This is a genomic window from Candidatus Thiothrix phosphatis (assembly GCF_035668035.1).
GTDB lineage: Bacteria > Pseudomonadota > Gammaproteobacteria > Thiotrichales > Thiotrichaceae > Thiothrix > Thiothrix phosphatis.
Window position 1 is genome coordinate 67,717 of the sequence record NZ_JAYMYJ010000145.1, and the last position, 13,398, is coordinate 81,114.

The 13,398-nt window shown below is 57.0% G+C and carries 14 protein-coding genes; 9 read left to right on the forward strand and 5 right to left on the reverse strand.

Translation table 11 applies throughout. The features are described 5' to 3' along the window. Positions 1-152: 152 nt before the first annotated feature. On the reverse strand, positions 153-926 hold the full coding sequence (locus tag VSS37_RS18060) for an SDR family oxidoreductase (RefSeq protein WP_324697441.1): 774 nt from the start codon (positions 924-926) through the stop codon (positions 153-155). 158 nt (positions 927-1,084) lie between these two features. Between VSS37_RS18060 and VSS37_RS18065 the strand changes: the two genes are divergently transcribed. Further along, entirely contained in the window at positions 1,085-2,017 is a 933-nt protein-coding gene (locus VSS37_RS18065; protein ID WP_324697443.1) for a LysR family transcriptional regulator, read from the forward strand. Here VSS37_RS18065 and cls read toward each other — a convergent pair. Genes cls through VSS37_RS18085 form a run of 4 tightly spaced genes read right to left on the reverse strand, consistent with a single transcriptional unit; the run spans position 1,979 to position 7,278 of the window. Beyond that, the gene (cls, locus tag VSS37_RS18070; protein WP_324697445.1) at positions 1,979-3,460 is read right to left on the reverse strand and encodes a cardiolipin synthase; all 1,482 of its coding nucleotides are present in this window, start codon (positions 3,458-3,460) and stop codon (positions 1,979-1,981) included. The genes VSS37_RS18065 and cls overlap by 39 nt on opposite strands. An 8-nt stretch (positions 3,461-3,468) precedes the next feature. Next, the gene (gene rep / locus VSS37_RS18075; protein ID WP_324697446.1) at positions 3,469-5,463 is read right to left on the reverse strand and encodes a DNA helicase Rep; all 1,995 of its coding nucleotides are present in this window, start codon (positions 5,461-5,463) and stop codon (positions 3,469-3,471) included. A 1-nt stretch (position 5,464) separates the two neighbouring features. Next, complete coding sequence (locus VSS37_RS18080; RefSeq protein WP_324697448.1) at positions 5,465-6,199, reverse strand: DUF3226 domain-containing protein; 735 nt, start codon at positions 6,197-6,199, stop codon at positions 5,465-5,467. Then, entirely contained in the window at positions 6,196-7,278 is a 1,083-nt protein-coding gene (locus tag VSS37_RS18085; RefSeq protein WP_324697449.1) for an AAA family ATPase, read from the reverse strand. Before VSS37_RS18085 ends, VSS37_RS18080 begins: the two co-directional genes overlap by 4 nt. 102 nt (positions 7,279-7,380) lie before the next feature. On the opposite strand from VSS37_RS18085, the gene VSS37_RS18090 reads away from it, so the two are divergent. The 8 genes from VSS37_RS18090 (at position 7,381) to VSS37_RS18125 (ending at position 13,392) form a co-directional block, all read left to right on the forward strand. Next, positions 7,381-7,725 (forward strand): thioredoxin family protein, encoded by a 345-nt coding sequence (locus VSS37_RS18090; RefSeq protein WP_324697451.1) that lies wholly within the window; start codon positions 7,381-7,383, stop codon positions 7,723-7,725. Further along, positions 7,722-8,288, forward strand: coding sequence for a 1,6-anhydro-N-acetylmuramyl-L-alanine amidase AmpD (gene ampD, locus VSS37_RS18095; protein WP_324697452.1), 567 nt, complete (start codon positions 7,722-7,724; stop codon positions 8,286-8,288). Before VSS37_RS18090 ends, ampD begins: the two co-directional genes overlap by 4 nt. Further along, positions 8,285-8,860, forward strand: coding sequence for a histidine phosphatase family protein (locus VSS37_RS18100; RefSeq protein ID WP_324697453.1), 576 nt, complete (start codon positions 8,285-8,287; stop codon positions 8,858-8,860). Before ampD ends, VSS37_RS18100 begins: the two co-directional genes overlap by 4 nt. 176 nt (positions 8,861-9,036) lie before the next feature. Next, entirely contained in the window at positions 9,037-9,660 is a 624-nt protein-coding gene (locus VSS37_RS18105; protein WP_324697455.1) for an META domain-containing protein, read from the forward strand. A gap of 157 nt (positions 9,661-9,817) precedes the next feature. Next, positions 9,818-11,095 (forward strand): serine hydroxymethyltransferase, encoded by a 1,278-nt coding sequence (gene glyA, locus VSS37_RS18110; protein WP_324697457.1) that lies wholly within the window; start codon positions 9,818-9,820, stop codon positions 11,093-11,095. Positions 11,096-11,099: 4 nt separating this feature from the next. After that, a complete protein-coding gene (gene nrdR / locus VSS37_RS18115; protein ID WP_324697458.1) occupies positions 11,100-11,612 on the forward strand; it encodes a transcriptional regulator NrdR in 513 nt (170 codons plus the stop codon). Next, positions 11,609-12,715, forward strand: coding sequence for a bifunctional diaminohydroxyphosphoribosylaminopyrimidine deaminase/5-amino-6-(5-phosphoribosylamino)uracil reductase RibD (ribD, locus tag VSS37_RS18120; protein WP_324697460.1), 1,107 nt, complete (start codon positions 11,609-11,611; stop codon positions 12,713-12,715). The genes nrdR and ribD overlap by 4 nt, the downstream gene beginning before the upstream one ends. A 17-nt stretch (positions 12,716-12,732) precedes the next feature. After that, a complete protein-coding gene (locus VSS37_RS18125) occupies positions 12,733-13,392 on the forward strand; it encodes a riboflavin synthase (RefSeq protein WP_324697461.1) in 660 nt (219 codons plus the stop codon). Positions 13,393-13,398 lie beyond the last annotated feature (6 nt).

The window sequence follows — 13,398 nt, forward strand, 5'->3', positions numbered from 1 at the left end:
GGCGAATTGGATTGTAGACAATATTGCGAAAAATAGGCAACGCCTTGCACTGAAATATTTTTTCTTAAATGGATTCGTGCAGGCAGGCAAACCCCATATTAGAGGCATGGGGCTTGCCAAAATGGAGGGTCACCAATGCTGGGCAGGAAGGGTCACTTAGTGGTGTAGCCGCCATTGACCAGAATGGTTTGGCCCGTCATCCACCAGCCATCCGACACCAGGAAACGGATCCAGGGCACAATATCGTGAATGTCGGTCAGGCCGGTTTTGGTGAACGGCGACAGGGCTGCGGCATTCTTATGGTACGCCTGCGCTTCGGCTTCTTCCGCCGGGTAGAAGAACGGCGTATCCATCGGGCCGGGGCCAATCGCTGTGACGGAAATCCCGCGTGCGCCCAATTCTTTGGAGGCCGCACGGGTGAAATGCTCCACTGGCGCTTTCATGCCTTCATAAGCCGCATAAAAAGGCGTGTAAGCCCCCAGCAATGAGGTCACCAAGGTACAGATTTTGCCGTTGTCATTCACCGCCTTGCCCGCTTCCTTGAGAAAGAAAAAGGCAGATTTGGCGTTGACTGCGCTCATCTGGTCAAACTCTGCCTCGGTAATGTCCGCCATGGGCTTTTTCAGCACCATGCCGACGGTATTGATGGCGATATCCGGGTGGCCGACGGCCGCAATGGTGTCGGCAAACAGTTTTTCCATCGCGGCTGCACGGGTCAAATCCGCCTGGAACGCCACCGCTTCTGCGCCTGCGGCTTTGATGGCGGCCACCGTTTCTGCCGCTGCCGCCTGGGTTGCGTCACTGTTGTAGTGGATGGCGACCGCTTTTGCGCCCTGTTCGGCGAAATCCCGCGCCAGCAGGCCACCAAGATTTTTGGCCCCGCCTGCAATCAGGACGGTTTTGCCTGTAATGCTGTTTCTGGACATGCTCCACTCCTTTTAATCCGTCTTATTCATGGCCACTACGCTTTGCAGTGGTGTTCCGGCTAGCATATGTTGTAGATGCAGGCTGGATAAATCGTGTATTTTTGAAATGACCTGTCGAAATTGGCGAACAATGGTGAAGGATGGACAGAATCCGGCAAATGCAGGTTTTCATCCAGGTGATGGAAAGCGGGAGTTTTAGCAAGGCGGCGGAAGCATTGAATTTGCCCCGCTCAACCATTTCCACGGTTATCCAAACGTTGGAAGACCGTTTGCATGCCCAATTGTTCCAACGCACGACCCGGCGTGTGATGCCGACGCATGATGGCCTGAATTATCTGGAAACCGCGCGTGAAATTGTGGATGCGTTTGAAGCGGCGGAGATGATGTTCCGGCAAGGCTCCGGGCAGGTCAGCGGACGTTTGCGCGTTGATATGCCCAGCCGGATTGGCAGGCGGTTCATTATTCCCGCCCTGCCTAGCCTGTTGCAGGCGCACCCGGAATTGGAGTTGGAAATCAGCACCCGTGACCGGATCGCCGACATGATCCCGGAAGGGATCGATTGCCTGATCCGGGTCGGCAGTCCGGGTGACCCGCTACTGGTCTGTAGCAAATTGGGGGAGTTGGAACTGGTCAATTGCGCCAGCCAACTTTACCTTGCCCATTATGGTGCGCCTAAGACGCTGGCGGATCTTGGCAGGCATGTGATGGTGGGGTATTCGCATGATGCAACCCCCTTGCAGGCCAGCGCAGGACTGGAGTATCTGGATCGGCGCGGCCTCCTCCAGTCTGCGCCGATGCAAAGCTTGGTCAGCGTGGACAATGCGGAAGCCTATATCGCCAGCGCATTGGCCGGGCTGGGGATCATCCAGGTCCCCCGGTTTGACGTGCAGCATCTGCTGGATACGGGCGAATTGGTGCAGGTTTTGCCGGAATTCCAGCCGCCCGCCATGCAGCTTTCGTTCCTTTACGCCAAACGCCGCAACCTGCCAGCGCGCATCCGTGTTTTTCAGGTGTGGGTGAGCCAGTTGCTCAGGCCGTTGATTGCACCCTGCCTACAAGAGCGGGGCCAGCAGCCGCATGCCGTTTTGTAGCAATCGCCGCTGGAAGGGGATCTGCCGCCATTCCGCCCGGTCGAGCCGCCGCGCCTGCTCCAGGTAGGACTGCTGCAAGTGCCGCAACTGTTGTGTAAAGGGCGCGTCGTACACCACCAGGGAAACTTCGTAGTTGATCCAGATGCTGCGCATGTCCAGATTGACCGTGCCGAACAGGGACAACTGGCCGTCCACGGTAATGGATTTGGTGTGCAGCAGCCCGCCCCGAAACAGGCGGATTTCCACCCCGGCCTGCAACAGTTCGGCGTAGTAGGATTCGGCGGCGTAGCGCACCAGCAGGGAATCGTTTTTTTCCGGCGCGAGCACGATGACCCGCACCCCGCGCAAGGCTGCGCTGCGTAAAGCCAGCACCAGCGCGTCATCCGGCACGAAATAGGGTGTGGTGACCACCAGTTCCCGGCGGGCGGAGTAGAGCAGCTCCAGCAACAGCAGCAGCAGTTCATCCCCGGACTGGCCGGGGCCTGAGGCCATGACTTGCAGGTGGCGTCCATTGCCGGGTTCCGCGTTGTATTTCTCTGTTGTGGCAAGAGGTGGGGCGTGTACGGGGTCGCGGCGGCTTTCCAACCGCCAGTCGCCGATAACGATGGCCAGCAACGACAAGACCGCCTTGCCTTCGATCCTCGCCATGGCATCCACCCATTCGCCTACGCCCTCATCCTGTTTGAAATGGCGCGGGTCGACCAGGTTCATGCTGCCAGTCCAGGCGATACGCTCATCCAGCACCACGATTTTCCGGTGCAGGCGCAGGTCAGTGCGCCCCACCAGCGCCCGGAACAGGCCGGTGGGCAGGGCGCGGCGCACGCTGGCTCCAGCCCTGCGCAAACGTTCGGGCTGGCCGCTTTTCCACCAATTGGCGCTGCCAATGTCATCCAGCAACAGATGGCATTGCACGCCGCGCCCGGCAGCCCGTTCCAGGGCGGCCAGCACCGCATCAGCGTCGCCGCCGGGATGCCAGATGTAAAACGCCATCCAGATGCTGGTTTGCGCCTGGTCGATTTCCGTCGCCAGTTGGCGCAGCACGTCATGTGTATTGGCGTGAAGCTGGATGTTGCTGGCAACAGTGGGCGGCCCGCAGGTGCCTGCCTGCAACAGCGAGATCAAGGCGTGTGGGTCGGGGGAGGCGGCAGGCAGTGGATGTCGCCGCCTGGACTGTGCTGGTTTCAAGGGGGCATGCTGCCGCGCCTGTTCCAACTTTTTGCGCCGCCGCAGGCTGATGCGGCGTTCCCCGACCAGCAGGTACAACGTAATGCCCGCGACGGGAAAGGTGATGATCAGGATGATCCAGGCGAATGCGATCCCCACCTTGGGCTTTTGCATCAGCACATGGGCGACGCCCGCCAGCACCGCCAGCACATGCAGGGTAGGCAGCAGCAACAGCCAGACACTGCTGTCGCTCCAGTCGATGAATGCAGCCGCTGCCATCCTGCGCGTTATCCCAGCAAGTCTTTCAGGTTGGAAATATAGGCTTGTGCGGTCGCCTGCCGCTCTTCATCCGACACCACTTTCTTGTTGTCCCACTCCAGGTGCTGGGCGGGCAGTTCGTCGAGGAAACGGCTGGGTTCGACGCTGGACGATTCCCCGTAGCGGGAGCGCACCTTGGCATAGCTGATGATGAGGTGTTTCTGTGCACGGGTAATGCCGACATAGGCCAGCCGCCGCTCTTCCTGGATGCCGTGCTCGTCGAGGCTGTTGGCGTGGGGCAGCAGTTCTTCCTCCATGCCGACCAGGAAGACGTTGGGGAATTCCAGCCCTTTGGCGGCGTGCAGGGTCATCAGCGCCACGGCGTCCTGTTCCTGTTCTTCGCTGTTGCGCTCCAGCATGTCGACCAGGCTCATGTGGGCGATGATGTCGGACAAGCTTTCCTTGCCTGCGCCGTCATCGTGCAGCTTGCGCACCCATTCGACGATTTCCCACACGTTTTTCATGCGGGCTTCGGCCTGTTTGGGGGTGTTGCAGGTGTTTTTCTGCCAGTCTTCGTAGCCGATGTCGGTAATCACCTGCCGCACGATTTTGGTGGGGTCAGCGCCTTCAGCAGAACGCACCATTTCATGCAGCCAGAAGCTGAAGGTTTCCACCCGCTGCTGGGCTTTGGCGGAAATGCGCTGGGCGAAACCAAGCTCCTGCGCGGCGGTGAACAGGCTGGAATGGCGTTCGTGGGCGTATTCGCCGAGCTTTTCCAGGGTAGAGGTGCCGATTTCGCGTTTGGGGGTGTTGATGATGCGCAGGAATGCGGCGTCATCGTCCGGGTTGGCGATCAGGCGCAGGTAGGCGAGGATGTCCTTGACTTCGGAACGCTCGAAAAACGACGTGCCGCCAGTGAGCTTGTAGGGGATGTTGTTTTCGCGCAGGGCCTTTTCAAACAAGCGGCTCTGGTGGTTGCTGCGGTAGAGGATGGCGAAATCCTTGTAGGCGGCGCGGTCACGGAAACGTTTCTTGAGGATTTCCCCGACGACTTTTTCCGCCTCATTGTCCGGGGTGCGGCAAGGCATGACGCGGATCGGGTCGCCTTCGCCGAGCGTGCTCCACAGGTTTTTGGCAAACAGGTGCGGATTGTTGCCGATCAGTTGGTTGGCGCTGTGGAGGATGCGGCTGGTGGAGCGGTAATTCTGTTCCAGCATCACGACTTTGAGCATCGGGTAGTCACGTTGCAACTGGATAATGTTTTCCGGGCGGGCGCCGCGCCAGGCGTAGATGGACTGGTCGTCATCACCCACTGCGGTGAGCGCGCCGCGCATGCCGGAGAGCAGGCGGATCAGGCGGTATTGGCAGGCGTTGGTGTCTTGGTATTCGTCAACCAGCAGGTAACGCAGCTTGTTTTGCCAGTGTTGCAGGGCGTCCGGGTATTGCTCGAACAGTTTCACCGGCAGCACGATCAGGTCGTCGAAATCGACTGCGTTGTACGCCTTGATCTGCCGCTGGTATTTTTCGTAGAGGATGGCGGCCAGCTTTTCATCCGGCGTATTGGCTTGCAGCGCGGCTTCTTCCGGGGAAATGAAGTCGTTTTTCCAGCGGGAAATGATCCAGCGCAGGCCGTCGGCTTCCTCGATTTCCTCTTTGTGGGCGAGTTCCTTGAGGATGGCACCGCTGTCCTGCGCATCCAGGATGCTGAAGTTGCTTTTGTAACCCAGCCGTTTGGCTTCGCGCTTGATGATGTTGAGGCCAAGGGTGTGGAAGGTGGAAACGGTCAGGCCACGGGCTTCTTCTTTGCTCAACAATTTGCTGGCGCGTTCGCGCATTTCGCGGGCGGCCTTGTTGGTGAAGGTGATCGCGGCGATCTGGTCGGCGGAATGTACGCCCTTGCGGATCATCCAGGCGATTTTCTGGGTGATGACACGGGTTTTGCCGCTGCCAGCGCCCGCCAGCACCAATAGCGGTGTGCCGAGGTGGGTGACGGCCTCTTGTTGTTGGGGGTTGAGTCCTTGCATGTTATTGGAAAACACGGGTTAGCCAGTGGGTGAGGGCTCGGATGTTGGGGTGGTTGGGATCAAACCAGCCATCCCGAAATGCACAGGCAGCGGTCAATCGACGGTAACATTCATGTTTTTTGTCGTTAGTCGATGGCTTTTTCTGCCAATTTAACCATGTTTCAAATCTGACTTTGGCTTGGTGGATAGGTGAAAACAGAATTTCCTGAGCGTTGAATTGCTCATCTTCCAACAGTTCTGTTATTGATTTGTCTACATGGGAGTCCAGAAGGCTTTTGCGCACTCCGTCAGCTATGCAGGAAAGCCAAAAGTCTTCAATCATGCCATCAGAAAAATGATCTGGCATTATCCAGATGCCTACAGGTGATAACCCATCAGTATGTTGGAGAATTTCCCCTTGCCATTGGGTCGACCCCGTCATGGAATCTAGCACATATTGCCTGTCAACAAGTTCCTTTAGCACCTTTTCGCGCCTTGCCTGATAGCCATGACTATTGTTTTCTTGCTCTCTTGGGTAGTCGGCATCAAGTACAATCCCTAATTTGGTTTCAGCATTGCTGCTGATGCTATCCAGCAGTTCGGGCAATATAGTCAGCAGGTTATCTATTCCATCACCTTTTGCACCTACAGATTTGGGTGGGCAAATGTCTACATGTGCATAACCCATGTTTTTCAGGAGAATACGGAAGAATGCTTGATCACCTATACCTTCGACAAGCAATTTGTGCGTATTCATCCACGCACCTCCATGCCCATCTCAATAAAGGTTTCCAATTTGTCTTCTCCGTAAGTGATGGAAAATATTTGTCCCTTGTTGGACGTTTTGGCGCTACGGGCCAAAGAAATTAACTTGCCATCAACTTCCTTGTCCGCAATAGCAACCTTACAGAATGCTTTAATCGCATCTTCACTATGAGTAGTTGCAAATACCTGAACATCAAGCTCTTTAGCTAATTTGAAAAGTTTTTCCCACACTTCTTCTTGGATTGAGTAGTGCAGGCCATTCTCGAATTCATCGAGTAACAAAAAACCTGATTTTGCTTGTAATGCGTATAAAAATATTTGAAGTAACCGGCTCATGCCATCGCCAAGGCGTTTTATAGGAATGGCTTTGGCTACCCCTTTTAATTTTACGACAGCAATTCGTTGTTTTTCAGGAGATTTGCTTTCTTTTTTGCCAACAGGAATAAAGCCCATATTTACGATGTCGCTTTCTATTATTTGCAATGCCTCTTTCAATGCAGAGTCATCAATGTTCAAAAACACTTGATCCCACATGTCTGCGAGTTTGTTTTCATTTTCAATATATGTGGGAGAGTAAAAAACAATATTTTCTTCTTGAATAAGCTTTCCCTGTCTTAGATTTGAAATTTTCAAACTCTTGGAAGGGGAGTGTTCTAAGAACATGCTATTGTCTGGTTCTCTTATGGGATTCAAGTCATCCAAGATGGGAATTCTTAGTCCGTCAATAAGGGCATCTATTTCTTTTCTAGATTCATCATCTGTAGCAGTGATGATTAAAGTATTCTTACGGCTGATTTCTCCAACTTCCAGCCTTTCTTTATAGGACTTTGGCTCACTATTGTCATGGAAGATTGTATTTAAGCCGGTATCCGCCACATCACTATCGCCACGCCTATCTACCAGTTCTTTTATTGCGTCAGGGCTTGCTGCCTTGGCGTACAAGTAGACTGTCTCTAACAACGTGCTCTTCCCGCTATTGTTCTTCCCCACAATCAGGTTTACCCGCCCCAATGAGGGGATGGTCAAATCTTCAAAGCAGCGGAAGTTCTTGATGTGCAGGCTATCGAGCATGGCGTCTGTCCTTGGTTCGTGGTTCCCTGACTATAGCAAGTTTCATTATGGGCCGGTACACGTTGTCGGCTTCCGCCAATGGGGGGGTGTATAATGCCCGCCATGACAAAAATCGCAAGTCTTGACGATCTCAATTTCCACCATGTATTGGCGGAAACGCGGGGGATTGCGCTGGTGTTTTTCACTGCGCCGCACTGTGGTGCCTGCCGCAGCCTCAAACGGGCGCTGGAAACGTTTCTCCGGGAGGGCGGGGCGGTGCCTGTGTTCGAGGTGGACGCCGTGCGCAATGGCGGGCTGGTCAATGCGCTGGACATTTTCCATCTGCCCGCCACCTTCATTTATCGGGATGGGCAATACCACCGTGAACTGAAATGTGAGCCATTGCCTGGTAAAATTGCCGAAGCTATCCGGCAAGGGCAGCATCTGCCAGCCGAGGAAGAGCCATGAAAATCGATGCCGCAACCGGCCTGCTGGACGTTGCCCGGCAGCAACCTTCGCCCAATTATGATGAACGCCCGGAAAATTGTGCACCGGAGTTGATCGTGCTGCACAACATCAGCCTGCCGCCGTATGAATTTGGCGGGCCATGGATTGACCAGTTGTTCACCAATCAGCTGGATCCGGAGGCACATCCTTTTTTCAGGGAAATCTGTCACTTGCGGGTGGCAAGCCATTTGCTGGTCCGGCGGGATGGCGAGCTGGTCCAATACGTGCCGTTCCACAAACGCGCTTTTCATGCGGGTGTGTCCAGTTACCGGGGGCGAAGCCGCTGCAACGATTTCTCAGTTGGCGTGGAAATTGAAGGTTCTGATTTTGCGCCCTTTACGGAAGCGCAATACCAACAATTGGAAGCCCTGTTGCCCGCGTTGACGGCGGCCTATCCCTCGTTGAGCCTGCGGCATGTGACTGGGCATGAGCATATTGCTCCCGGACGCAAGACAGACCCTGGCCCGTTTTTTGATTGGGGACGTTTAAGTAAGACTTTTAATGTGGAATTACCTGCTTTATGACCAGAATTGATTTTCTTCGCCACGGCGAGCCGGAGGGAGGCAACCGGTATCGCGGCTGTGGCACTGACCATCCGCTCAGTGCGCTGGGCTGGCGGCAAATGTGGGCGGCGGTGGAAGGCAAGCCCGGTTGGGATGCGGTGGTGACTTCGCCGATGATCCGCTGCCAGGCGTTCGCTGAAACGCTGGCGGGCAGCCGTGGGCTGCCGCTGGAAGTGATGCGCGACCTGCGGGAAGCCGGTTATGGCGCGTGGGAAGGGCGCGCCCCGGAGGAAATCAGCGCCACCGAGCCGGAAGCTTACCGGGCTTTGTACGCAGACCCCCTGAATTGCCGCCCGCCCGGTGCGGAGCCGCTGGCGGCCTTTACCAGCCGGGTGACGCAGGCATGGGGATGCGTGATGGAAAAATACCTAGGCCAGCATATTTTGCTGGTTTCCCATGCAGGCACCATGCGGGCGATCCTCAGCCATGTGCTGGGTGCCCCGATGGCTAGCCAGCAGCGGATCAGCTTGTCTTATGCGGCGTTTTTTTCCTTGCAACAAGATGCGATGAAGGGAATCCAGATTGTGTTGTAGCCATGTTGCATAAAACCAACAGGTGAGCCTAGAAAATATTCAAAATGGTGGAAAGCTATCATTATTTCTATACTGGGGATGTGAGATACACGCTACAAACGGCACGGGCCGATTGTGTAAATTGACCGCTGTGTTAACGCACCCCCACAACCACAGCCAACCATCGAGGGAACCCAATGAATATGAATCGTCTAAAATCTGGTTTATTTGTCCAGGCTTGCCGGACTTTGCTGCTGCCCGCTGCATTGTTAAGTTTTCAGGCATTTGCAGAAACCGCAGACCCCAGTGCGCCGCCTGCGGGTGGTGCCGATGCCGCGTCTTTGCCTTCTGGTGCCTGCCCCCTCAATAGCGGTGGGCCTTCCCTGCTGGGTTCCCGCTGGCGCTTGCTGTCAGTGTATGGGACTGAGGCTCCGGCGGAGCTTGAAATTACCATGGAAGTCGGGGAAAACGACCTGAAAGGCTTTGCTGGCTGCAACACCTATGACGCCAACTTCCAGCGGGTTGGCCATACAGGTTTCAAAATCAATAAGATCGACAAAGGTCGGGGAGGTTGCCCAATCAAGGCAACTGGGCCGGGGCGGCCCACCATCAACGTTGGCGATTGGGAGGGCAGCTATATCCGCACCCTGCAACGGGCGGGCAGTGTGCAGCAGGAAGGCAACACCCTGCATTTCTATAACCGCAGCGGCGAGCCGTCCGTCATCTTTGCGAAGAAATATGGCGATGGCCCGGCAGAGACCGAGGCGGTAACGCCGTCAACTGAAGGCAAGCCTGAATCCGGAGCGCCCGGCAAGTCCTAGTAAGGCTGGTGGGTTGGGGTGCGCCCATAGTCGCCGTCATCAGCTTTTTTACCAAATCGTGTTGTTGGCAAGGCCGTAATACACCATATGTTGAGGCTAAAAAGGGTGGTATGATACAACGCTTTTTTTAGCTTCAAACGCGCAGGAGAAATGCGGCATGTTTTCCAGCCAGATGAAAATTGCAGGTTATGACGACGAACTGTGGGGGGCCATCCAGTCCGAGGTGCGCCGTCAGGAAGAACACATTGAACTGATCGCCTCCGAAAACTACGCCAGCCCGCGTGTGATGGAGGCGCAAGGCTCCGTGCTGACCAACAAGTATGCGGAAGGCTATCCTGCCAAGCGTTACTACGGCGGCTGCGAATATGTTGACAAGGCCGAGCAGCTTGCCATTGACCGCGCCAAGGAACTGTTTGGTGCGGACTACGCCAATGTGCAGCCGCATTCCGGCTCCCAGGCCAATGCGGCTGTTTACATGGCACTGCTGAACCCTGGCGACACCGTGCTGGGCATGAGCCTCGCCCATGGCGGGCACCTGACCCACGGTGCCAAGGTCAACTTCTCTGGCAAGATTTATAATGCTGTCCAGTATGGGGTGACGGACGAAGGCTACATTGATTATGCGGAAGTCGAACGCTTGGCGGTTGAACACCAGCCGAAAATGATAGTGGCCGGTTTCTCCGCTTACTCACGGGTGATTGACTGGGGCAAATTCCGGGCGATCGCCGACAAGGTGGGCGCTTATCTGATGGTTGACATGGCGCATGTCGCCGGTCTGGTCGCGGCGGGCGTCTATCCCAGCCCGGTGCAGATCGCCGATGTGACCACCTCCACCACCCACAAGACCTTGCGTGGCCCGCGCGGCGGCCTCATCCTCGCCAAGGCCAATCCGGAGCTGGAAAAGAAATTCAACTCGTTGGTGTTCCCCGGCATCCAGGGCGGGCCGCTGATGCACGTCATCGCCGCCAAGGCGGTGGCCTTCAAGGAAGCGCTGGAGCCTGAATTCAAGACCTACCAGCAGCAAGTCGCCAGCAATGCGAAAGTCATGGCGGCGACCCTGATCGCCCGTGGCTATAACATTGTTTCCGGCGGCACCGACAACCATCTGATGCTGGTTGACCTGATCGACAAAGGCATTACCGGCAAGGCGGCGGATGCGGCGCTGGGCGCGGCCAATATCACGGTCAACAAAAATTCCGTGCCGAACGACCCGCAGTCGCCATTCGTGACCAGCGGCATCCGTGTCGGCACGCCCGCCATCACCACCCGTGGCTTCAAGGAGGCCGAGTGTGGGCAATTGGCCAACTGGATGGCGGATGTGCTCGACAATATCGAGGACGCCGCGACCATTGAGCGTGTGAAAGCGCAAGTGCTGAATATCTGCGCCAGTTTCCCGGTTTACGGTTCCACTTCCTTCGGCGACCATCCGGCCTGAGCGGATGCGTTGCCCTTTCTGCGGAGCCGATGATACGCGGGTCGTGGATTCACGGCTCGCCAATGAAGGCGACCAAGTGCGCCGCCGCCGCCGTTGTGTGGCTTGTGATGAACGTTTCACCACCTACGAAGCGGCGGAACTGACCATGCCTAGGGTCATCAAGTCCAACAATGCGCGTGAGCCGTTCAATGACGACAAGCTGCGCAGCGGCATTATGCGCGCCCTGGAAAAGCGCCCGGTTTCGATTGAAAAGATCGAAGCCGCGCTTGGCCATATCCGCAAGGAAATCCTCATCAGCGGTGAGCGCGAAGTCATGTCCGCCGTCATCGGCGAATTGGTGATGGATGAATTGCGCCAGTTGGATGAAGTGGCCTATGTGCGTTTCGCTTCCGTCTACCGCCGCTTCAATGACATCGAAGAGTTCCGCAACATGATCGAACGGCTGGAAAACGACCCCAGCCCTGAGCAGCGCAAGCGGCAGATTGACCTGTTGCCGCGCATTCCTGGCAAATCATGAGTTTTACCGCCGACGACCACCGTTATATGGCGCGGGCGCTGCAACTGGCGCGGCGCGGCTTGTACACCACCCAGCCCAATCCCCGTGTCGGCTGCGTCATCGTGCGTGATGGCCGGATTGTTGGCGAAGGCTGGCACGAGCGGGCAGGGGAACCACATGCCGAAGTCCACGCCTTGCGGATGGCGGGCGCGATGGCCAGCGGTGCCACGGTTTACGTCACGCTGGAGCCTTGCTCCCATTACGGGCGCACGCCACCTTGTGCCAACGCCCTGGCGCAGGCGGGGGTGAAACGGGTCGTGGCGGCGATGGTTGACCCCAATCCGTTAGTGGCGGGCAAGGGTTTGCAGTTGTTGCGGGAAGCCGGGGTCGAAACCGTTTCTGGCCTGCTGGAACAGGAAGCCCGGGCGCTCAACCCCGGCTTCATTTCCCTGATGGGGCGTCGTCGCCCCTTCATCCGCCTGAAGATGGCCATGAGTCTGGATGGACGCACCGCGATGGCGTCCGGCGAAAGCGTGTGGATTACAGGCGAGGCGGCGCGCCGCGATGTGCAGTTCCTGCGGGCGCAGGCGGGCGCTATCCTGACTGGAATTGATACCGTGCTGCATGATGACCCGTCCCTCAACGTGCGCCTGACGGCGGCGGAGCTTGGCATTGCGGGCGAGGTGCGCCAACCGTTGCGGGTTGTGCTTGACTCGAAACTGCGTTTCCCGCTGACCGCGAAACTGTTGGATCTTCCTGGCCAGACCTGCATTTGCACCTGCAACCATGATGCGGATAAGATCGCCCGTCTGGAACAGGCTGGCGCGGTTGTCCGCCGCTTCGAAGGCGGACGCTTGCAGTTGCCGGAAGTCATGGCCGCGCTGGCGGCGGATGGCGTGGCTGAAGTCCATGCCGAAACCGGCGCAACCCTGGCGGGCGCGCTGGTGGGGCAGGGGTTGGCGGATGAACTGGTGATCTACATGGCACCGCATCTGATGGGCTCCAATGCGCGCCCTCTGTTCAATCTTCCGCACATTACCCGGATGCAGGAACGGGTGCCCTTGACCATTCGGGATATTCGCGCAGTGGGGGGCGATTGGCGTATTATTGCCGACCTGACTTGAACCAGAGACAAACCCCGATGTTTACCGGAATCATTGAAGCGGTCGGCTCCATCCGCGACATGCAGCCCAAAGGCGGTGACCTGCGCCTGACCATCGCCGTTGGCAAGTTGGGGATGGGCGATGTGGCGCTGGGCGACAGCATTGCTGTCAATGGCGTATGCCTGACCGCCATCGCATTCGACAGCAGCAGTTTCAGCGCTGATGTTTCCCGCGAAACCCTTTCACTGACCAGCCTCGGCAACCTTGGCCGGGGTTCGAAAGTGAACCTGGAAAAGGCGCTTACCCTGCAAACCCGCCTCGGCGGGCATCTGGTCAGCGGCCATGTGGATGGTTTGGGTGAAGTCACCGGTCGGCATGATGATGCGCGTTCGGTGCGCTTCAGCATCCGCGCGCCGGATCACCTTGCCAAATACATCGCCGCCAAAGGCTCGATCACGGTGGATGGGGTCAGCCTGACCGTCAACAAGGTTGACGGCGCTGCGTTCGAACTCAATATCGTGCCCCATACCTTGCAGGAAACCATCATCGCCGCTTACCGCAGCGGCTCCAGGGTCAACCTGGAGGTGGATGTCGTCGCCCGTTACCTCGAACGCCTGCTGTTGGGTGAACAGGCGGCGCAGCCAACAGCAGGTGGCATTACTGAAGCATTCCTTGCCGCCAACGGCTTTATCAAGTGAGAAACC